This is a genomic window from Paludicola sp. MB14-C6 (assembly GCF_030908625.1).
Taxonomy (GTDB): Bacteria; Bacillota; Clostridia; order Oscillospirales; family Ruminococcaceae; genus Paludihabitans.
Window position 1 is genome coordinate 2689514 of record NZ_CP133133.1, and the last position, 22770, is coordinate 2712283.

The window sequence follows — 22770 nt, forward strand, 5'->3', positions numbered from 1 at the left end:
AGTTGATAATCTTACGTGGTTTCGGTATACTAAATATATAACTTACGTTATAGAAACAGGTGATATATTTGACAAAACATTCAGAATTATTTAGAACTTCTCTTGCGTTAACAATATTTTTAATTACACTTTTAAGTTTTCAATTTGAATTTGTATTTGCTCTATTGGGTGGATTTATTTGCGGTTGTGTTTTTCTAATCAGTAAATTACTTATGCGTAATTCAAGCAAAATTTTTAAAATATTAATTATCATGTTAATGTCAGTAATAGACTGGCTAGTAATTACATATATTAACCGATACTGTATTATCATAGTACTAGCATTTATTCTTTTAAGCATTCCGATTCTTATTTACTTAAAAGTTAGAAAGAAGAGAATGATCATTTCAGTATGAGCCTAATTTAAGCCTCACCTTTAGCAGAGGAAAACTATAGCAGTGGTGGAAAGGTCTTAAAATAAAGAGCAGAAAGAAGGCACCATAGAAAATCTATAGTGCCTTCTTTTCTTATCTTGAAAATAAGTTGTCGGTTAACTTATTTACTAGAGACAATTGATACGTTTGCAATAGTTTATTCCGATTAAACTATCAATTTGCTAAATTCATCAGCCACAAATTGAACTTGTGTTCCGATAATAACTTGAACACTTGTTTTACTTGGTCTGATAACGCCTGCAGCACCAGCTGCTTTAATTGCTTTTTCATTTACTAATGTGTAGTCTTTAATTTCAAGTCTTAATCTTGTAATACAGTTATCAACAGAAGTAATGTTTTCTTTTCCACCTAAAGCAGCAAGAATTTTTGTTGCTACTTCTGTAAAGTTATCATTTTTCAAAACGATTGCTTTTTCTTCTTCCATATCGTCATCTTCACGACCAGGGGTTTTGAAGTTAAATTTAGTAATTAAAACACGGAATACTATGTAATAAACCAAGAAAACTACAATTCCGATTGGAATAATCCAAAGTGAATTTTGTTCCATTGGAGCTTTTAAGCTTAAGAACCAGTCAATAAAACCACCACTAAAGTTAAATCCGGCTCTGATAGGTAATGCAGCCATAATACCACCGGTAATACCTGCTAATACCGCATGAACAAGATATAATACTGGAGCTACAAACATAAATGCAAATTCGATAGGTTCAGTAACACCTGTTAAGAATGCACATAATGCAGCTGAACCAAGAAGACCTGCAACTATTTTTTTCTTATTTGTTTTAGCAGTTTGGAACATTGCAAGAGCAGCACCAGGAAGACCAAACATCATGAATGGGAAGAATCCTGTCATATAAATACCTGTTTGTCCAAGTACGCCTTTACCACTCCAATAGTTTGCTAAGTCATTTACACCTGCAGTATCAAACCAGAATACAGCGTTGAGTGCGTGGTGAAGACCAACAGGGATGAGTAAACGGTTAAAGAATACATATAGACCTGCGCCCAATGATCCAAGACTTAACATCCATTTACCGAATATAACGAGCCCAGCATAAACCGTTGGCCAAATAAAGAATAATACTATTGAGATTAAGAGAGAGAAGAATGCGGTTACAATAGCTACGCAACGTTTGCCGCTAAAGAATGCAAGCGCTGTCGGTAGTTTAACATCCTTGAAACGATTATAGCAAACAGACGCCAGCAATCCGCATATAATACCAATTAAAACGTTTTGTATTTTACTAAAGCCAGCAGCAGCTTTTGCACCTGTTAATAATTCAACCGTTTTTGGGCTTAACATAGTGGTAATAACCAGCCAAGAAACAATTCCGGCAAGAGCAGATGTACCATCTTTGTCTTTTGCCATACCAACTGAGATACCAACTGCGAATAATATTGGAATATTGTCTATTATTGCTCCACCGGCAGCAATTAAAAATGCAGCTATAATGCTATTTTTTCCCCAACCTGTAGGGTCAACCCAATATCCGATACCTAATAAAATTCCTGCTACAGGAAGACATGCAACTGGAAGCATCAGAGATTTTCCTAATCTTTGCATATACTTCATCATACGAATTTCCTCCTATTCATTTTTTGCAAACTAGGTTTGCAGTTTTATAATTTAGAACCTGTACCGACAAAACAGGTTACCAAATTTACAGATTATTGTTCAGGAACTGCGTTATTTCATTAAAAGCGGTTAATTCATCCTCCCCCTCAATTGAGATTAAAATTTGATCACCTTGCTTTACACCAAGTCGCATAACTGCCATAATTCTTTTGGCATCTGCTAATTTATCTTTTGCTTGTATTGTTATAGTACTGGAAAACTTGCTTGCTTCTTTTACAAGTAATCCGGCAGGGCGAGCATGAATTCCTAATGCATCTTTTATAACGTATAGATATTGTTTCATCGGTTTTTCCTCCATATTACAGCTACTCGTTTTCGGTAACTTTACTTTCTCTGATAATTTTTCTTAACGCTAATGTAAAGATTGGGGATACGGATAGTTCATCATATCCCATTTGAATGAATGTTTCGGTAAGCTCAAAATCAGATGCTAATTCTCCACAAATACCTGCCCATATTCCGTTTGCATGAGCATTTTCAACTACAATCCGTAGCATTTTTAAAACAGCAGGGTGGTGTGGATTGAAAAATGGTTCTAACGTATAATTTTGCCTATCGATTGCGAGTGTATATTGCGTTAAATCATTGGTTCCTACACTAAAAAAATCAACCTCTTTTGCCAATTCATTACTCATCATAACGGCAGCAGGCGTTTCAATCATAATGCCAATTTCAACATTCCCAAAGGCAATATTTTGACTGTTAAGGTCAGCCTTAACCTCTTTTATGATTACTTTGATTTTTTGGATTTCTTCAACTGAGATAATCATAGGAAACATAATTGCAACATTGCCGTAAGCGGAAGCCCGATAAATTGCTCTTAGCTGGGTTTTAAAAATATCAAGTTTTGTTAAGCAAATTCGTATTGCTCGATAACCCATTGCAGGGTTATCTTCGGGAGCAAGATTAAAATAATCGGCTTTTTTGTCAGCACCAATGTCAAGTGTTCGGATGATGACTTTTTTGCCATTCATTGCTTTTACAACTTTGTAATACGAGTCAAATTGTTCTTCTTCTGTTGGATATGTAGGTTTCCCAATGTATAAAAATTCGCTACGAAATAAGCCTATTCCGTCGGAATCATTTTCCAAAACCATGTTTAAGTCTTGAGGACCAGAGATATTGGCATAAATATTTATTCTTTTACCATCTGTGGTAATGCTTTGTTTATTTTTTAATTTCTTTAATAAATCTTGTTGCTCGCTCAATACACGTTGTTTGTTTTGGAGTTGTTCTATAACGGTATTAGACGGATCTATATAAAATTTTCCTGTAATTCCGTCAATAGCAATGGGTTTGCCATTTAATTGAGTATCAATCGGTATGTCTGCTTGAATAAGAGTAGGAATATTTAAGGTGCGAGCAAGAATTGCAGTATGCGAATTGGCTGAGCCGTGACGTGTTACGAATGCAAGTATTTTAGTTTTATCAAATTGAATGGTTTCGCTTGGCGTTAAATCATCTGCAACAATGACAGCAGGTTGCTCAAGCTGAAAAAGCTTATCTTGCCCGCTTAAAATAGCAAGCAATCGATTGGTAATGTCCATTACATCTAAAGCTCTGGCTTGCATGTACGTGTCATCCATTGCCGAAAATAAGTCCGCACAGCGCTTTCCAGTTTCAGATACAGCGTATGAAACGGTGCATTGCTGTGAGCCTATCATATCTAAGACTCCGTTTATAAAATCCTGATCATCTAACATCATCATTTGCACGTCGATAATCATGGCTTCACTTTCACCAATTTCAATTTTTGTTTTCTCAAAAAGATCCATAAGTTGTTTTTTTGCATCTTGAGTTGCCTGAAAATATTTTTGCTTTTCTATTGCTGCATCAAATGCCTTTTGATATTCAGTAATACTCGGTTTTTCATAAACTTGTATTTTTCCGACTGCAACACCCGAAAAAACGCTGATTCCTTTTCCCATAACCATAATCATCAATCATCCTTTTGCCGTCATAATACTTAATCTATGAATCCTTTTTTAATATCATAATTTTATCTAGCTCCTTTACTTGTTGGTTTGTTAATAACTCAATTTTGCTGTAATGAGGTGTATTACATAAAACAATTGGAGTGATGATGTCATAACCTGCATTCACTATACCATCTATATCAAATGTAATTAACAAATCACCTTTCGTTACTTTATCATCATTTTTAACATGTGTTTTATAAAATTGCCCTTTTAATGAAACAGTATCTAAGCCTACGTGAATGAGAATATCTGCACCGTCATCGGAAACTAAACTGACTGCATGCCCTGTTTCAAACATCATAGAGATTGTACCATTGCAAGGCGCAAATATTTTTCCGATTGAAGGCTTTATCGCAACACCTTTACCTAAAATTTCTTCGCTAAAAGTTGGATCTTTTACAGTAGAAATATCTACTACTTCTCCGGCAACAGGAGAATAAATAATTTCTTCTGATTTATTATCAGAAAAGCCAAATGCCTTTTTCATTTTTTCAAACATAGATTTTATCACGCTTTCTTAACTATTTTTATTTAAATCTTCTTTGTTTCTGCGAATATATAAGGTAATATGAATTATTTCATCTTCACTTAATAGAAAGTCATATTGTTTTTCAACCCAAAGTGCAATATTTTGTGAGCACTTATATTCATCCGGATATAGTAATGCTATTACCTCATTTAATTTGGGGTCGGAATATGATTCATTTTCTTTTTTTACAATATTTTGAGCTAAGAATTTTAAATAAGTAACGAATATTTCATAGTTGGCACTTTGCTTGTTTGGAATGATATTCATTTCAGAAAAGGCAAATTCTAATATTTTATTTGCAATTCTTGCAATGTCCATTGTTTCATTAAGGGTAGTTTCATATTCTGCATTTACTATATGTAGAGCAATAGAAGCAGCTTCATCTTCGGGAAAGCTAATTCCAAGTTTGTTTTCTATTAGTTCAAGCGCATATTTTCCAACAGAATATTCTTGAAAATAGAATCTTCTAACTTCCATTAAAAGTACATTTTGAAAAACCAAGCCCTTTTTATAACGCATAATTGCAAAGTTGATATGGTCGATTAACGTAACATAAATGGCTTGATTGAGTTCCTTGTGTAGTAGATTTTTTGCATAATTTATAATTTCATCTGATATTTCTATGTATTTCATTGGTACGTTTAAAAGTAGTTTCTTTAATCGGTTAGTGACATCTTGGTTATCCATGAAAAATATTTTTTCTATTGAATTGTCGGGAATATTGGTGTTTTCTTTAGCTTTGTAGCCAATACCTCTACCCATTAAAATTACTTCATGACCATCAGAATCATAAGCACTCACAATATTGTTGTTAATGGGTTTTATTATTTTCATTTTAATTCACCATTATTTTCACTTTGTGTGTAGTGAAAACTCCCTTCCGAGTTATTTCTACATAAGTTGTTGTTACATAACATTTTTATACACGATAAAAATACAAAAAAACCAAATTTCATAAAATACCTAAAGTGTATTTATAAAACTTGGTTTTGCCTGAATTCACAGTAACAATCCGTGTTTACATTTATTAACTTGTCTATATTATACCATAATAAGGAATAAAGTCAATATAAATTTTAACTTTTTAACAAGAAAATATGTGATAAAAGGTTTGTACACAATATTTTCAATTTATCAGTACTTTCTCTATTTTGTCGAACTGTGTAATAACATGGCTTTGTTGAAAAGAGCAAACATAGTTCTTCAATTTGTATTAGTAATATATATGATTTTAAAGTGCGATTTAGTATGGACTTGAGAGATTCTTGTTACGTTCGGATTTAAAATTGAAATGTGTAGTTATTATATATAAAATTGAGTACAGTGCACAAAAATGAAATAGCCTTGAAGTCTATATGTTAACCTCAAGGCTATTTTCTATATACAGTTTGCGTTTTCTATTTTATTCCTAAGGCGATTCCTCTTTTTAGGCTCTTTTTTGTTATCACTCAACTAGTCTTTATATTTAAAAGACCAAATAGGGGATTGAACAGCAGACTTTACTACTTTTTCAGCCTTTTTAACAGCATCCATAAAGTTTGTAGCATCTATTTTAATTTTTGCATCTTTTTTTGTAGCATCTTGTGTTGCAGGTTTCATTTCTGTTACAGGTTTCATTTCAGTCACAGACTTCATTTCTGTTGCAGGTTTCATTTCAGTTGCAGGCTTCATTTCAGTCACAGGCTTCATTTCTGTTACAGGTTTCGTTTCAGCTTTCGGTGCTGGTTTTGCTTCTGTAATTGGCTTAACCTCAGCTATAGGAGCAGGAGCAGGAGTAACAATTGGAGCCATCCTTTGCATAGCTTCAACAGCTTTCATTTTGCTCATATTATTTGCATTGTTCATCATACCCATTTCGTTAATGCCGCCCATGTTACTCATGTTTGTGTTATTCATGCTTCCAATATTATTCGCACTCGCATTAGTACCTGCCCTTCTGATGTCAAAAGCTGGGTTAAAGGCATAGAAGTTTCTAGCGTCTAGTTGTTCTTGCGTTAAGCGCAATCCTTCACCAAAGCGTTGAAAATGGACAATTTCTCTTGCACGCAAGAATTTAATAGGGTCACGAATATCATTATCATCACATAGTCTTAGAATGTTATCGTAAGTTTTACGTGCTTTTTGCTCTGCTGCAATCACATAAGAACAACATTTTAGGCGAAAAATGAGGCTGTTGAGGACTTAGCAACCGGGTAACAATCATGTAAGAACAACAAATTAAGGTAAATAGACCATTTCTACATAAAAGTCACATCTAAATTCAAAAGATGTGGCTTTTTATAATTATTTAGAAAAAAGGAGGACAAAAATGCAGGATTGTAAAGTGATTGCTTTGTGTAATCAAAAAGGTGGTGTTGGGAAAACAACTACGACTGCAAATCTTGGAGTAGGGCTTGCTATGTTAGGAAAGAAAGTGCTGCTCATTGATGCAGACCCACAAGGAGATTTAACAACTTGCTTAGGATGGCCAGATCAAGAAAATTTATCAGTTACATTGCAAACGCAAATGAAAAAGGTGATTTATGACGAGCCTATCGACCCGAATGCAGGGATACTTCATCATACGGAAGGGGTCGATCTTATTCCGTCGAATATTGAGTTATCTGAAATGGAGATGACATTAGTCACTGCAATGAACCGCGAGCATACCTTAGCAACTTATGTAAATGAAATCAAAGGTAACTATGACTATGTGCTAATTGATTGTATGCCAAGTTTAGGTATGACAACCATTAACGCGTTAGTTGCAGCTGATAGCGTTATTATACCAGTTCAAGCTCAGTATCTTTCAGCAAAGGGAATGACACAGTTAGTGAAAACAATAAACAAGGTCAAAAGGCAAATTAAACCCAACTTGAAAATTGATGGAGTATTGCTCACACTCGCAGATATGCGAACTAACTTTGCTAAAGTAACATCTGAATTTATTAAACAGAACTATAGTGGCGTAATACCTATTTATGATACAGTAATTCCTATTGCAATAAAAGCAGCAGAAACGAGCGCAGTCGGAAAAAGTATCTATGAATATGATAAAGGCAGTAAAGTAGCTGAGGCCTATGCACAGTTTAGCAAGGAGGTATTGATGGATGGCGAAAAGCAACACCATAAAGCTAAATCTACCTTCAGCAGATAGTCTGTTTTCAACACAAGAAATGCGAGATGATGCAAAACGAGAAAAAGTTATGGAAATACCGTTGAGTGAAATTAGTGATTTCCCTAATCATCCATATCATGTTGAAGTGAATAATGACATGGCAGAATTGGTAGATAGCATTAAAAATCGTGGCTTGCTTCATTCTGCATTAGTTCGACCAAAATCTGACGGTCAAGGGTATGAAATGGTAGCAGGGCATAGGCGAAAAAAGGCATACGAACTTGCAGGGATAGAGAAACTTCCATGCATTATACGAGAAATGACAGATGATGAAGCGGTCCTATCCATGGTTGATAGTAATCTACAAAGAGAAAGAATCCTACCAAGCGAAAAAGCGTTTGCATATAAGATGAGGCTTGAAGCAATGAGTAGACAAGGACGACGTACAGATTTAACTTCTGTGCCATTGGCACAGAAGTTATCATCAAGAGAAACTTTAGGAAATCAAGTAGGTGAAAGCCAAGATCAAGTTCGCAGATTTATTCGCCTAACGGAACTAATTAAACCAATCTTAGATATGGTGGATGAAAATAAGATTGCATTTCGTCCCGCTGTAGAATTATCGTATTTATCTAAGGAGGAGCAGCAATGTGTATTTAATGCAATGGAATGTGAGGAGTGTACTCCATCATTAGCTCAAGCAATTAAGATGAAACAATTTAGTCAAAATGGAAAGTTAAATGATGATGTTATATTATCTATTCTATCTGAAACAAAACCAAACCAAAAGGAAAAGATATCATTTGCTCGAGATAAGCTAGAAAAGTATATTCCTAAAAATATCTCTCCTGATAAAACTGAAGATTATGTGATAAAAGCGCTTGAACATTATCATCGGTTTCGGGAGAGACAGCAAAAAGAAAGATAAGAAATCCGCCAAGGGTGTAGTGCGTTTGAAAAGGGGAAAACAACAATAGATGGGTGTTTTCTTGTATCGTACATGCCCTTATTTTTATATAATACTATTTTCCGGAAAGTAAATATTTCTTTTTCTCGGATAGTATTACTAACTAAATATATATAGTAAAGGTGGTGGCCTATTTGATTGCTTAATCACCAAATACAAACTAAACTACTGAAGGAATAACCAAGGATTGAACTATGCAAACCAACCAGAGGCTATCTGAACTAATTAGGCTCAGAAACCAATCATTTTTCTTTTCCGGAAAGTAATCCATCGTAATTAATACCAGTATTTTTTGAAGGCTGCTTGTAACATACAAGTGGCTAATTTTACTTTGAAAGAGGAATTTTTATGAAAACTATAAGAAACAAAATGAATGTGGCAGTTATCCGTGCAAAGGCTGCACTAACCAGCAACAAAGGAGAAGGCTTTGTAGATACAGGAGTTAAAATCTTGATTTCAGTAGTCATTGGTGCACTTTTATTAGCAGGTCTGTATTCACTATTCGGCACTACTATTCTTCCAACGCTTACTGAAAAAATCAAAGCCTTATTTAACTACACAGCATAAATTATAAACTGGAGTGGTTAACTGCCACTCCAGTTCGCTTTTAGGAGAGCAAGATGGAAGTAATAAAAGTTATACTCTTTTTGCTATTATTGTTGTCAGCGTCTATCAGTGATATAGAAAATCGTGAAGTAGATGACAAGATTTCCGTTATGATAGCTATTACGGCGCTAATAGGGACTACTGTAAATCAATTTCCCAATATGATTTTAAGTGCTGTTGCAATTACTTTACCACAGCTTATAGTTGCATTTTTGAAACCGAATAGTTATGGTGGCGCTGATATCAAAATTATGGCTGCTTGTGCATTTTACCTTGGATTCGAACGAGGTTTAATTGCAATTGTAATAGGACTTACACTAGCCGTTTTACTTACAACCACTAGCAGAAAGATACGAAAAAAAGATATGAAACAAGCATTTCCAGTTATCCCTTATTTGGCTGTTGGAAATTGCTTGGCATTCTTAATATAGGGAGGAATTAACTAAATGAAAAATAGAACAGTCATAGGTATTAGCTGCATTATACTTAGCATAGCTGTAATGTTTGGCGTTTCGCCAATCATCAACAAGATGACTTCAGGTAAAATTGAGGTAATTCAGCTGAATAAGCATATGAAACAAGGTCAACAAATAACATCAAATGATGTTGTTAAAGTAACTATCGGCAGCTACGGTATTAAAAAAAATGTGGTGAAAGATAAAAATAGTCTTATTGGTAAATATACAAAAAACGATCTTTATCCTAATTGCAATATATATCCTGAAATGATATCAGATAAGGCTGATTCTGCAGAGGATACTTTCAAAAGTCTAAGTGGAACACAAATGGCAATTAGTATTTCTATTAGTAATCTGGCAGGTGGTGTATCAGGAAAACTGAAAAACGGTGATATTGTTAGTGTTATTGCAGTAAACGAGAGTGAATCCAGTATTTCGCCAGAACTAACTTATGTAAAAGTAATTACAACAACTACCGCTAAAGGATCAGATAGTAATACACTGAAACCAAATGAAGATGGAACTACTGAGTTACCTTCGACTGTAACTCTACTTGTGAATCCAAAACAAGCGAAACTACTTGCTAACTACGAGAAAAATGGTAAGGTACATCTTGCACTTGTTTATCGAGGAACAGATGAAAATGCAAAAAAATATCTAGAAGTACAAAATAAGGTCTTTGAAAACGAGGTGAAAACGAATGGGTAAAGTTATTGCTATTTGGGGAAACCCTAACTCAGGTAAATCAACGCTTGCAATAAAATTAACACAATATATTTATCAATATAAGAACGCAGTTGTTTTGCTTCTCTCTTGTGATAATACAACTCCTACAATTCCAGTTTGGTTTCCAATGAAACATAAAGAGGAACTGTTTTCAGTAGGTTTACCATTATCGAAAACTGAAATAACAGAAGATGAGGTATTGAAAAATATTATAACCGGTAATGGAAAGATGAACTTGGGGTTTCTTGGATATAAAGATGGTGAGAACAAATACAGTTATCCTGAGTATGATTATCAAAAAGCAACTGATTTCATTTCTGTTTTAAAAGGTCTATGTGATGTGTTAATAGTTGATTGTACTAGTAACCTTGATAATCTTTTATCTGCTACTGGTATTGAAAAAGCAGATACAATTATTAGACTTGTAACACCTGACTTTAAGAGTGTGAGCTTTTATGCTTCACAATTAAGTCTTTTCGCTGATCCTAAATATCAAATTAACAATCATTTGATAATCCAAAACTCAATGGAAAATGAGTTATTTATGCCATTAGCAGAGTCTGCGTCGTACTTTGATAACATTGCTCACTGGATTCCATATTGCAAAGAGGTAAAGAAACAAAGCATCAACGGAGAACTCATCCATAAAGTACACGATAAAAAATACAATAGCATAATTAAAGCTATTGCAGATAAGGTTGTATAGAATGAAAGATAAAGATTTTTGGACGCTCTTGAATGCTACTCAAGAGTATATTGCCAAACATTATTCAGCTGCCTTAACAGATATCAGTAAACTGTATCAATTAAAAGTATATATCGAGAAATATTTGAGAGATATACATTGCAATTTGGTTGATTTAGCTCATAACGACCTAGTAAATCGATTGTACTCAGAAATGGCCGAGTATTCAGTGCTTACTAAATATCTAAAGAATACATCTCTTGAAGAAATTAATGTGAATGCATGGAATGATATTGCGATAACTTACCGAGATGGGAGAATTGAAAAACTAAAAGAACACTTTCATTCACCAAATCATGCAGTTGATATTGTGAAACGACTTTTGCACCACAGTGGAATGATTATAGATAATGCAACGCCTTTAGCGCAAGGACATTTGCCGCCAGTAACATGTGGAAATGGATTAACAATTAATACGAGGATTACAGCTTTAAAAGAACCCATTGTTGATGAACAATGTGGAATCTCATGTTCTATTCGATTACTGCATCCCAATACAGTAGATAAAGAAAACCTTGTGAAGACCAACTTTGCCACATTGGAAATGATTTCATTTCTAGAAATGTGTATGCGCTATGGTGTTTCTGTTGTTGTTGCAGGTGCAACTTCAAGTGGTAAAACGACATTGCTAAATGCACTGTTGCAAAGCATACCAGACAATAAAAGGATCTTTTCCATTGAGAGTGGTTCACGAGAATTATCACTTGTTAGGCATGGAGAAAACGGCGTAACAAACAATGTGGTGCACACCATAGCAAGACAAAGTGACAACAAGAGTTCAAGAGTAGCTACTAACTATGATATTACACAAGAAGATTTGGTAGCAGCTTCTCTTCGTTTTAATCCAGACATTATTGCGGTTGGTGAAATGCGAGATAGTGCGATACGTTCCTAACTGAAAAGGTTAGGCACTAAACAAAGAACGTAAGTTTCAGTTTAGGAGAACTGATAATCCGATAGGTGGAATGAAGGAGTAACGCCCTGAAACGCCTACCTTAATACTCCGACTGGCTCTGCTCAAAAGGCAGATGTTCAGAAGCTCGGTGAAGTCGGCAGAGAGTAACCCAAACAGAATATTACTATTGCTGTGGAAAGCTGTCCGGAGGCGGATAGTGTTACCTATATGCCGGAGGTCTATAAAATATCTATGGTGAGTATGCACAATGAATTGTGCCGACGAACTTGCGAGTTAAGAAGTCAAGAGCATTAATGCACAGAAATGTGTAGTCCCGTCAAGGGGTCAGTGAGGTATAGTAAGATTCGTCTCTATGAAACACCTTAAAGTGTTATAGGCACTTTCAAGCTGACTGGCTTAAAGCAAGCACCTAAGGATATATGTAAAGATAGGGTTATTGGAACGTAGGAAGTTGCATAACGTTTGCAAAAGCGGTGATGACGAAGAACAATAAGCATCTTTAATTGCAGCGAAAGTAGTGGCACGACTGTTGAAGCTTTTGTAATGAAAGTAGAGGAACAGCCACGAGTCAAATAATATTTATAAATATGAAATGTAAACAAATTCAGCTTCGAGTATGACAAAGAAAAACAAACCTGAAAGGGGGCGTTGCCTGAGTTGATTTCGGAGAAACAGAAGAACCAGAAAAAGTTAAGGTATATTGAATATTATGACTTAACTGAAACCTTTGATAAACTGTATGCTGATAGTCAGAACAATAAAGTTTTCACCGATTTATATAAAATTATCATAAGTGATGAGAACATCAAGTTGGCTTACAGAAATATCAAAAGAAACAAAGGCAGTACAACAGCTGGAGTAGATAAAAAGAATATCCTTGATTTAGAAAAATTACCGCAGGATAAATTTATTGCTTCGGTTAAGAAAAAGTTAGCATATTACAAACCCAAACCTGTTAAACGTGTTGAAATTCCTAAGCCCAATGGCAAAAAACGACCACTCGGAATTCCTGCAATTTGGGACAGAGTGGTCCAGCAGTGTATATTACAAGTGCTTGAGCCGATTTGTGAAGCGAAATTCTTTGAAAGAAGTAATGGCTTTAGACCGAATAGGTCAGCGGAAAATGCCATTGCACAATGCTACCGTATGATACAAAAGCAAAATCTGCATTTTGTTGTGGATATTGATATTAAAGGATTTTTTGATAATGTCAATCACAGCAAGTTGAAAAAGCAGATGTGGAAAATGGGAATTCGGGATAAAAAACTGCTCTGTATCATATCGGAAATGTTAAAAGCTCCAATAGTTATGCCTGACGGAAGAGTGGAATATCCAACAAAAGGTACTCCGCAAGGCGGAATTTTGTCGCCACTTTTATCAAACATTGTTTTGAATGAACTTGATTGGTGGATAGCAAGTCAATGGGAGTGCATTCCAACACATTATCCGTTTAAAACAAGAATAAGGGAAAACGGAGCGATTGACAGAAGCCCAATAGTCAGAGCGTTATATACAACACGTCTGAAAGTAATGTATATTGTCAGATATGCAGATGACTTCAAGTTATTTTGCCGTAATCGAAACGACGCGGAAAAGGTATTTGTTGCTGTAAAAGAGTGGCTAGTTGAAAGGTTGAATCTTGAAATCAGCGAGGACAAGTCTAAAATTATAAATCTTAAAAAGAAGTATTCTGAATTCTTGGGATTTAAGATTAAGGCTGTTAAGAAAGGTTCGTCCTATGTCGTGCGGTCGCATATGTCAGACAAGGCTATAAAGTGTGCGAGTGAAAAACTCATGAAGCAAATTTTGTATATGGAAACCCCGAAGAATAAAAAACAAGGCGGTCTTACGATTCACTTGTATAATTCTAAAGTTTGGGGCATTCATAATTACTATCAATATGCCACACACATTAGCCAAGACTGCAACAGAATAGCTAGAAAAATTCAACTGAAGCTTAACAACAGAATGGGTGAGCGAATTTCAAAGAAAGGTACTTTGGGAAAAGGATATATCCGAGATAAATATGGTGGAAGTAAACAGCTTCGGTTTGTTGATGATAAGCCACTTTGTCCTATAGGCTATATTCGAACCAAGAATCCTTTTTATAAGAAGAAATCAATATGTAAATATACACCTGATGGTAGGGAAGAAATCCATAAAAGTCTAAAAATCAATATGGAGATACTGCTTAAGCTTATGAAAGCTAAAAAATTAAGTGAAAGTATTGAATTTATGGATAACCGAATTTCTCTATATGCCTCTCAATGGGGCAAATGCGGAGTTACTGGACAAGTTTTGGAATATGATGAAATACATTGTCATCATATTGTTCCGCGAAAGCTTGGCGGAACAGACAGGTATTCAAACCTGATTATACTTCATAAAGATGTTCACACTCTCATTCACTCCACCAGACAGGAAACAATTTTCGTGTATTTGAATCTTATTAAACCTAATAGTAATATGCTGGAGAAAATTAATAAACTGCGTTTGAGTGCTAATTTAGCACAAATCTAATGGAAAAAACTTTGTTTCTCGAAATGTTTAAGTTTACATTATTCTAATGGAAAATATTATTGATGGAGCGCCGTATGACGGGAAACTGTCACGTACGGTGTGGAGCGGGGGAAAACTTGGAGATGGTATCAAAGAGTTACCTATCGCTATCAGAAGCTTATTCTGGTGTAGAAGCATCGTTGACGGGACATACTGTTGTTTCAACTGTCCATTCAGGTTCAGGAGATGCTGCACATATGAGGATTGCTTTACTTTGTCAAAAGAAACTTTCAATTGACTTTAACACTTCCCTTATTCAAGCAGGTCAAGCATTCCCAATTGTGGTTTATACTCATAAGTTAGAAAACAATAACCGCAAAATTATGGACATATCAGAATGCGAAATACTGCCCACAGGTGAACGGGTTTATCATACATTGTATCGTTTTAATATTGATAAAAATACAATTAAGAATGGGCAAGTGATAACGCATGGTTATTTTGATAAACCAAATGTAATATCAAGAAGCCTAATTAGAAAACTAATGCAATTTGGTGTTCCACAAAAAGAAATAGAACAGTATTTAAGCAAGGAGGAAGTTTAATTGATCATATATGTATTGGGATTTATCATTTTTATAGTTGGTATCATATTTTTATTAAACTTAACACCTGAACATATTACTGATGATTTAATGAAACTGGTTTTTCCAAACCAAAGCTTGCGGGATAAAGTTCGAATTGCACAAGGGAAAAAGAAGAGTAGAAAAATATCAGCTGTTCTTAGAGAAATTAAGAGTGCACTAACTGCAACAGGAAAAGATAAACAGTTTACAATAATTTGTATGACATCATTTGTGCTTTTCATCTGTGGTATATTATTTTCAATTATAATTAGTAATTATTACTTGATGCCAATTTTAGCTATTGGATTTGCTATTGTTCCATTCTTATATGTGAAAACAACGATTGAATACTATGATAAACATATAAAAGAGGAAATGGAAACTGCTTTATCGATCATTACAACTTCCTATAAAAGAAACAATGATATAACAAAAGCAATTACCGAGAATTTAGAATACCTCAAACCACCTATCGCTGATATCTTCAAATCATTCATTGTAGACACAGCTTTAAATTGTGACATTAAGAGTGCCTTGAAAAAACTTTGTAAAAAAATTGATAATCAGATATTTAAAGAGTGGGTTGATACTCTAATACAATGTCAAGATGACAGAACTCTAAATGACTCACTATTTCCGATTGTAAATAAGCTGACTGAAGTTCGAATAGTGAATAATGAATTGAGAACTATGCTTTATGAGCCAAAAAAAGAATATTATTTGATGGTAGCTATGGTTATTGGTAATATCCCACTACTATATATGCTGAATAAAGATTGGTTCTACACACTCATGAATACAACCCCAGGTAAAATTGTGTTAGCACTATGTGGTGTAACGATTCTCGTCACAAGTTTATTGATGAATAAATATACGAAACCAATTGAATATAGGAAATAAAAATGGTATAATAAAGAAAAATATTAAAGAAGGTTAGTATATGGATTATTTGTTCGATTTACCTAATAAGCAATTTATCTTTCAATGCCTTGATATCTTGGATAGTAATAATTTAATAAATGATAAAACAATGAATATTCTTACAAGTGATACTTTGTGTCATAGTAAGTTTTACTGTCAATATCCTATACTTCAAGAAGTCGATAAGTATGATGTAGTCGAGAAAGAGTTGTCTCATGATGCAACTGGTAATAGAAGATATTATCCTAATAAGTTTATTATCAAAGGTAGAGCTTATATTGTTACAAATGATTGGTACTATAGAAACAAATCAAACAGAGACAACCGCACACCATTTGTAAAATGGATGAAAGATATAATAGCGAATAATTAGACTATATAATAACGATCAAAACCGTCACATTAGTGACGGTTTTACTATTTGCGGAGGTGACAAGTTGATTGAAATTGCCATTGGTATTCTAGTCGGTATAGGTCTATTTTTTATAATCTCAGATTTGTTTAGAATACCATTTTTGAAAACGAGCAAAGCATATATGAGTTTATTAAAAAGGCAAGGGGAAAGTGCATCTGCTATCGTAGTTTGGAAAAATGATGTCCTGAGATTTATTGCTAAACTCATAAAAATAAATGAATACAAGCGTTTACAATTGATTGCAGACTTGCGAACAGCAGGAGTTAACTTAACACCTGAAGTGCATATTGCAAATGCTTTATTAAAGGCAGGAATTTGTGGATTACTCACAATACCTGCTTTTTTTGTTCTTCCACTCATTACGCCGTTGATAGTCGCACTCACAATTGCAGTGTATTTTAAAGAAGCAAAAGGCATACAAGAAAGGATCAAAGTAAGGAGACATCGAATTGATTTCGAATTACCGCGACTGGTATACACGATTGAAAAAAAGATATCTCATAATAGAGATGTTCTTACTATCTTAGATGAATATATCAATACAGCAGGGCATGAATTAAAATTAGAGCTTAAAATAACAGTAGCTGATATGAGAAGCGGTAACTATGAAGCTGCATTGACAAGACTTGAAAGTAGAGTGGGTAGTACAATGCTATCTGATGTTGTGCGTGGACTAATATCAGTTATACGCGGTGATGAAACATTAACATATTGGTCTTCTTTATCAATTAAATTTTCAGATATTCAAAGGCAATATCTTAAATTAGAAGCACAAAAGGTCCCATCAAAAGTGAAACGCCTTTCGATGTTATTGCTATTTTGCTTTATAGCAATTTATTTAGTTGTCATCACAATGCAGGTAATGACTAGTTTGGGGGCGATGTTTGCATGAGAAAAATAAGAATACTCCTAAATAAGCGCGGAGAGGGATATATAGATGTTGTGGTATCTGTGTTGGTTTCGATGATGCTTTTGGTGCTATCAATTAATGTGTTTAGCTTCTTAACCATAAAACAAGATCTAGATTACTTTGCGAAAGAAATGATATTCGTAGCAACATCTAGTGGATCAACCATAGGAGATGTAGATATCCGGTACAATGAACTTGTTGAAGAAATCGGGATAACTCCTTCAGTTGATTGGAATACAACCTATCATGACTCTTCACTTAAAACCGTACAGCTTGGTGAAACCATCAAACTTACGATAGGTTATAATGCTTATTTACAGGGGTTTGGGACTGCTAAAATACCAATCACATTATTAGCAAAACATAGTGGATTATCACAAAGGTATTGGAAATAAGGAGAAAAATATGACCTATATTAAAACAGCTGCACTCGTTTTAATAACTGCTATGATATTAGCTTTAATCCTCTTTTATGCAAGCACTATGACTGCTATTCAGACCACAAAAGATAATACACAGCGAGTTTTAGATAGCTTCGTTATGCATAATTCTAGAGAGATATTTCACTCAATTAAGCAAGGAAATGATTTAAATGAATCATTTGATGAAAGTATGTTTACTAAATCCTATCTAGATGAACTTTCCTTAAATGTGAGTGATGGCTTTTTATTGAGTAACACGCCTGATGGTAATGTGGTATACAAAATGACGATTCCACAAGTAACTTATACAATAGATAATACACTTAACCTTACAGCGTACTACAAAATGCATATTCCTATCAATTTTGCAAGTAGTCACAGCTTTGACATTATGGTACCCATTCGTGTAAAATCAAGATACCAAATAAAAATATAAAGGATGTGGATATAATGAGTAAAAAGAAACGCTTGATAATCATAATAATTGGTTTGATCGTACTATCAATAACGGTTGTCTTAATGATGATGTTTATTAAAAAGCCAGTGGGTTCTGCACATCAAAGTAGTGACATCGTTAGTAACGATGTATCACAAGTTATCCTACCTGAAATCGATAAAGTTCAAGCAAGTAGCAAGTTAACTGATGTATCTTCAAAGGAACCAGACATTAAAGTGGACGGAGATATCACTTCAAAACAAACTTCATCTAAAATATCTTCCTCTAAACCCGCATCAAAACCATCTCTAACGAGTTCTGAAACATCTAAACCCCCAGTCAGTAGCAAACCAATTTCACCACCTACATCATCTGAGGAAACGCCAGTTAATCCACCAACTAATCCTAATGGTCCACAACATGGAGATACAACTACGGTATTTGGTGAAGTCGCGTATTACCATATTGGATTTCAAACCTATATTGATCAATATGAATGGGCTGTATATGGAAAATATCCAGCTTTGACAATGACAAAAGACAGTGACGGATATACTTCTATTATTAATGAGAATAAATTTGTGAAAGAAGGCGCAAAGAAATGGTGGCCATATGGAAAAGGAGGAGTTGGGGAATGGACATACTTTTGTTCCCATAAATCCATTTGGCTGAGTGTAGATCAATGGTATTGTTTAGACTATCCACTCGAAGATTTTGGCTATGTAGATCATTCACAACCTGACCACCATAAAAAATAGGAACAAAAAGCATAAACAAGATAACATCTTGTTTATGCTTTTTTATTTTAGGAGGAAAAATGTTTAAGCGTTTTATATGTATTACATTGGTATTAGCACTCTTGTTTACATCTCAAGCAGTATCGGCTGCATCAATTAGTGCACAGCAATATGATGTTGCTATCAATACAGTAAATTTAGCTGATACAATTCGAGAAAATGAATCATTTATAGTTGAAACAAATTTAAGTTATTATGCAATTAACAAAGGAAGTTGGACTTCATCTTCATCATGGGTAAATTGTGGAGGATGTGGTGGATCGGGTCGGATTAACTGTTCTACATGTAGTGGAACAGGAAGCTTAACCAAATACCGACCCATACCATGTCAAGCACCATCCAATCCAAAATGTCAATCAAGTTGTAACGGAACAGATTATAAATGTAGGTATTGTTCCTTTACGGCATCAACTGGTAGTAATCGCTGTCCCAAACATGGTAACACATGCGGTATTCCAGACCATAAATGCGATTGTCCAACAGGTAAAACGCAAGCGTATACAATAAGCTGTTCATCTTGTAGTTCCGGCAAAAGAACTTGTCCAGACTGTAGTGGAAGTGGAGGATATTATATTTCTAGTTCAAGTTGGGTTAAGCCAGTAAAACCAACGCCATGCTATGTGGTTGTTGAATACTATTACAATGGTAGCCTGCAAAAGAGTGAAAACTACACAATTCCGATTACAAAAGAAAATGCGAGTACAGCAAGTAATGGCACTGGTTATGAAGTGTGGGGTGATCTAACTGTATCAACTTCTTTAAAGGCCATAGGTGGTATCGGTGTAAAACCAGTGGAGATTAGAGTGAATTACAGCGATCGATCAAAGGAATTGGTATCAACGAATAATGTGAAAACATCAAGTATCAATGTCGTTTCAGCTGTTCCAAACTTAGATGTAGAGTTCATTGAACCCAACGCAGATTATAGAAAAGATACGGAAGTTATTTCTACTTTTCTAATTAACAATAAAGACTCAAAAACCACCTTTGATATTACGCCTGCTAATAAATTGGTTGCAGATTTTACAGCAATTCATCCTACTACGGGTGCCGTTGTAGCTACGGCTACTGTGCAGGATATTGTAATACCTAAAATGGGAAGTAATATTGTATATTTCAAATGGAGCGTACCTATAAGTTATAACAGTTCAAGCATAAAAGTACGATGTAGTGTATCGCTAGCAGTTGATAGATCGAAAACCAAATATGTAGTGGGTACTAATACTGTTTCTGAGAATTTAAACAGTGATACACCAAATACCATATTTGAAAGTAACCCCAAAGATTATAATATTCCAAGTAGTACAACTCCAGTAAATACAAAACCATTTGCTAAGTTAAATAAAAGTAGTATTTCCTATGAAATGTGGGCTTGGGAAAATGAGTGGTATAAAAAGAAAACTTATTCAGTTTCACTGGATGAAACTGTTCAGCTTACCCCCGATACTACCAACCCATCTAGTATGTATAATGCTGCTAAAAATATATGGATTAGTAAATCTGGATATGGAATTACACTAAAAGGTGTTAGTGATCTATCCTCTCCTTATGGGCTGAGTGCACCAACAAATGCGTATAATTATCCACAAAGGGCTATTGCATTGTTTCCCGAGTTTAGCTATGTTAGTGAGCCAACAAAATTTTCAACACTCAAATGCACTAAGCTAGGAGAGTTTACTTTCATACCAAATAAGTTTGCTGTCAATCAAAATTCTGTTCATTTTATACCGGTATGGTTTCCGAATGGAACTTACGCAGTAAAACTGTATAGTTATGATTGCTGGACTCCAGCAGGCATGCTAAGTGCCGAGGCCATAGCAAACAATCTATTTGTTAATGGAAATATGTACGATGATTGGTATGTAGGGAAATAAGTTTAAATTGTAATAGAAACGAGGTAAAACGATGACGGATTTATATATTGACTATGTAGAGCCTTCCAAAAAAGCAATGCTATATTCAGATAGTTCAAAGGATTTAGAGCGCGGCTGTATTGGTCATTATCGTGGCGATTTTGGCTCAGGAAATGAGTTTTACCAAAATTGGTTTGATCATCAACAAGTGCTAAATACAATGGAGTTTAAGGAGGAGTTTAAAACTATCATTGAATATCTGCGCGACAATGAGGTTCTTAAAAATCGTGTATCTATGGCTGGTTATTGTAATGATAACAAGAATGCAATGATAGATGAATCAACTTACGGATTTTGTGTCAAAACAGACGACTATAAATATTATATTCGATGTAATCCGGGAATGGGTGACTATAACTTCTATATTTATTGCTATCAAAATGATCCTCAAATACCAGAAAAAATAAATCAGATTCGGTTTATTGATAGCCACTATAAAGACCTATTTACAATTCCTGATGGTGGGAAGATTACGATTACATTGTCTAATGGTGAACGGATGAGCAAAATATGTAGGTATCTTGATGAGTATCATACTGATATTGGCGGGCGGAGTTATCACATCTGCGAATTTGCTGAATGTATGGAGAAAAACGGGAATGATTATAAACCATATAAGTCCCAAAAACAATTAGAAAGGTAGAACTAAAAATAGAATATGTTAAAGATGAATATTGAAGAAGACTTATGTGAGTATTTATATTATAAACATAAGGGTAAAGAAAGAGCAGCCTCAAGCAAAACGCTTGAGGCTATTTTTGTGTAACAGAATACCACGGGCTATGCCTGTGGTTCAAAAAAGGCGGAAGCCGATGAGCAGAAATAAGAAACCTCCTTGGGTAAAATAGATGTAGGTTCGCCAACCACATCAAAACCGAAGGAGGAATATCCATGAAGGATAATCAAAGTTTAGCACACACAAAATGGAATTGCAAATATCATATTGTCTTTGCACCGAAATATAGAAGAAGAGTAATATATGGAAAAATAAAAGCAGATATAGGGCAAATATTACGGAAACTATGTGACCATAAAGGAGTAGAAATAATAGAAGCAGAAGCGTGTGTAGATCATATTCATATGTTAGTGAGTATCCCACCAAAAATGAGTGTGTCATCATTTGTAGGGTATTTAAAAGGAAAAAGTTCATTAATGATATTTGATAGGCACGCAAATTTGAAATACAAATATGGAAATAGACAGTTTTGGTGCAAAGGGTATTATGTAGATACAGTAGGACGAAATAGAAAAGTGATTGAAGAGTATATAAGGAATCAATTACAAGAAGATATAGCAGGAGACCAAATGACATTAAAAGAATATATAGATCCATTTACAGGAGAAAAACAAAAATAAGGCAAAACAGACTACCCCTTTAGGGGTAGCCTGAAGAATATTTGCGGTTGGCGGACTATTCAATATGTCTTTAGACATAGCCAGTAATATACCCTTATAGGGTTAGAGCATGCCACCCGTTGTCACGGGTGGTCATGACTGATATCAGTGGAAAAAGAATTCGAGAGATTGTAAACAAACTACGATGCGATGGTTTTCCTATTTGTAGTGATATGTATGGCTATTATTATGCTTCAAATCAAGATGAAATGAATGGAACCATTGCACAACTAAACAGTCGCATTACAAAATTATCGAATGCAAAGAATGGGTTACTAAATACAACACTTAACACTCCAACTTATCAAATTGAAATATCAATTAAAGTATGTTAGCAATGGAG

At 34.6% G+C, this 22770-nt stretch carries 24 protein-coding genes and 1 pseudogene; 19 read left to right on the forward strand and 6 right to left on the reverse strand.

Translation table 11 applies throughout. The features are described from left to right. Positions 1–579: 579 nt before the first annotated feature. The 6 genes and pseudogenes from nagE to RBG61_RS12855 all read right to left on the reverse strand — a co-directional run. A complete protein-coding gene (gene nagE, locus RBG61_RS12830) occupies positions 580–2010 on the reverse strand; it encodes an N-acetylglucosamine-specific PTS transporter subunit IIBC (protein WP_307944150.1) in 1431 nt (476 codons plus the stop codon). 85 nt (positions 2011–2095) lie between these two features. Next, positions 2096–2353, reverse strand: a complete 258-nt coding sequence (locus RBG61_RS12835) for an HPr family phosphocarrier protein (RefSeq protein WP_307944152.1) — start codon at positions 2351–2353, stop codon at positions 2096–2098. 22 nt (positions 2354–2375) lie between these two features. After that, the gene (gene ptsP / locus RBG61_RS12840; RefSeq protein WP_373889747.1) at positions 2376–4004 is read right to left on the reverse strand and encodes a phosphoenolpyruvate--protein phosphotransferase; all 1629 of its coding nucleotides are present in this window, start codon (positions 4002–4004) and stop codon (positions 2376–2378) included. 37 nt (positions 4005–4041) lie between these two features. Further along, on the reverse strand, positions 4042–4548 hold the full coding sequence (locus RBG61_RS12845; RefSeq protein WP_307944157.1) for a PTS sugar transporter subunit IIA: 507 nt from the start codon (positions 4546–4548) through the stop codon (positions 4042–4044). A gap of 18 nt (positions 4549–4566) precedes the next feature. Next, positions 4567–5412 (reverse strand): PRD domain-containing protein, encoded by an 846-nt coding sequence (locus RBG61_RS12850; RefSeq protein WP_307944160.1) that lies wholly within the window; start codon positions 5410–5412, stop codon positions 4567–4569. A 618-nt stretch (positions 5413–6030) separates the two neighbouring features. Then, positions 6031–6714: pseudogene (locus tag RBG61_RS12855) on the reverse strand (manganese catalase family protein); the annotation flags it as partial. A 172-nt stretch (positions 6715–6886) separates the two neighbouring features. On the opposite strand from RBG61_RS12855, the gene RBG61_RS12860 reads away from it, so the two are divergent. From RBG61_RS12860 to RBG61_RS12950, 19 genes are all read left to right on the forward strand, one after another. Then, complete coding sequence (locus tag RBG61_RS12860) at positions 6887–7714, forward strand: ParA family protein (RefSeq protein WP_307944162.1); 828 nt, start codon at positions 6887–6889, stop codon at positions 7712–7714. Next, a complete protein-coding gene (locus tag RBG61_RS12865) occupies positions 7668–8603 on the forward strand; it encodes a ParB/RepB/Spo0J family partition protein (RefSeq protein ID WP_307944163.1) in 936 nt (311 codons plus the stop codon). Before RBG61_RS12860 ends, RBG61_RS12865 begins: the two co-directional genes overlap by 47 nt. Before the next feature lie 387 nt (positions 8604–8990). Further along, a complete protein-coding gene (locus RBG61_RS12870) occupies positions 8991–9209 on the forward strand; it encodes a DUF6133 family protein (protein WP_307944166.1) in 219 nt (72 codons plus the stop codon). A gap of 53 nt (positions 9210–9262) precedes the next feature. Next, positions 9263–9679: a prepilin peptidase gene (locus RBG61_RS12875; RefSeq protein WP_307944169.1), complete on the forward strand. Its 417-nt coding sequence runs from the start codon at positions 9263–9265 to the stop codon at positions 9677–9679. Positions 9680–9694: 15 nt separating this feature from the next. Next, on the forward strand, positions 9695–10414 hold the full coding sequence (gene cpaB, locus RBG61_RS12880) for a Flp pilus assembly protein CpaB (RefSeq protein ID WP_307944172.1): 720 nt from the start codon (positions 9695–9697) through the stop codon (positions 10412–10414). Then, complete coding sequence (locus tag RBG61_RS12885) at positions 10407–11138, forward strand: hypothetical protein (RefSeq protein WP_307944176.1); 732 nt, start codon at positions 10407–10409, stop codon at positions 11136–11138. The genes cpaB and RBG61_RS12885 overlap by 8 nt, the downstream gene beginning before the upstream one ends. Position 11139: 1 nt before the next feature. After that, entirely contained in the window at positions 11140–12072 is a 933-nt protein-coding gene (locus RBG61_RS12890; protein ID WP_307947273.1) for an ATPase, T2SS/T4P/T4SS family, read from the forward strand. Positions 12073–12741: 669 nt separating this feature from the next. Continuing rightward, positions 12742–14613, forward strand: coding sequence for a group II intron reverse transcriptase/maturase (gene ltrA, locus RBG61_RS12895; RefSeq protein ID WP_307944179.1), 1872 nt, complete (start codon positions 12742–12744; stop codon positions 14611–14613). Positions 14614–14729: 116 nt separating this feature from the next. Beyond that, complete coding sequence (locus tag RBG61_RS12900) at positions 14730–15197, forward strand: hypothetical protein (protein WP_307944181.1); 468 nt, start codon at positions 14730–14732, stop codon at positions 15195–15197. Beyond that, positions 15198–16118, forward strand: coding sequence for a type II secretion system F family protein (locus tag RBG61_RS12905; protein ID WP_307944182.1), 921 nt, complete (start codon positions 15198–15200; stop codon positions 16116–16118). 40 nt (positions 16119–16158) lie between these two features. Then, complete coding sequence (locus tag RBG61_RS12910) at positions 16159–16512, forward strand: hypothetical protein (protein ID WP_307944183.1); 354 nt, start codon at positions 16159–16161, stop codon at positions 16510–16512. A gap of 64 nt (positions 16513–16576) precedes the next feature. Further along, entirely contained in the window at positions 16577–17446 is an 870-nt protein-coding gene (locus RBG61_RS12915; RefSeq protein ID WP_307944184.1) for a secretion protein F, read from the forward strand. An 83-nt stretch (positions 17447–17529) separates the two neighbouring features. Next, positions 17530–17859, forward strand: a complete 330-nt coding sequence (locus tag RBG61_RS12920) for a DUF4320 family protein (protein ID WP_307944187.1) — start codon at positions 17530–17532, stop codon at positions 17857–17859. A 10-nt stretch (positions 17860–17869) separates the two neighbouring features. After that, positions 17870–18322: a hypothetical protein gene (locus tag RBG61_RS12925; RefSeq protein ID WP_307944190.1), complete on the forward strand. Its 453-nt coding sequence runs from the start codon at positions 17870–17872 to the stop codon at positions 18320–18322. A 14-nt stretch (positions 18323–18336) separates the two neighbouring features. Beyond that, positions 18337–19080 (forward strand): hypothetical protein, encoded by a 744-nt coding sequence (locus RBG61_RS12930; protein ID WP_307944193.1) that lies wholly within the window; start codon positions 18337–18339, stop codon positions 19078–19080. 59 nt (positions 19081–19139) lie between these two features. After that, positions 19140–20993: a hypothetical protein gene (locus RBG61_RS12935; protein WP_307944195.1), complete on the forward strand. Its 1854-nt coding sequence runs from the start codon at positions 19140–19142 to the stop codon at positions 20991–20993. Positions 20994–21024: 31 nt separating this feature from the next. Further along, complete coding sequence (locus RBG61_RS12940) at positions 21025–21675, forward strand: hypothetical protein (RefSeq protein WP_307944197.1); 651 nt, start codon at positions 21025–21027, stop codon at positions 21673–21675. A gap of 248 nt (positions 21676–21923) precedes the next feature. Continuing rightward, a complete protein-coding gene (tnpA, locus tag RBG61_RS12945; protein ID WP_307944199.1) occupies positions 21924–22388 on the forward strand; it encodes an IS200/IS605 family transposase in 465 nt (154 codons plus the stop codon). A 134-nt stretch (positions 22389–22522) separates the two neighbouring features. Then, the gene (locus RBG61_RS12950) at positions 22523–22762 is read left to right on the forward strand and encodes a hypothetical protein (protein WP_307944200.1); all 240 of its coding nucleotides are present in this window, start codon (positions 22523–22525) and stop codon (positions 22760–22762) included. The last annotated feature ends 8 nt before the right edge of the window (positions 22763–22770 follow it).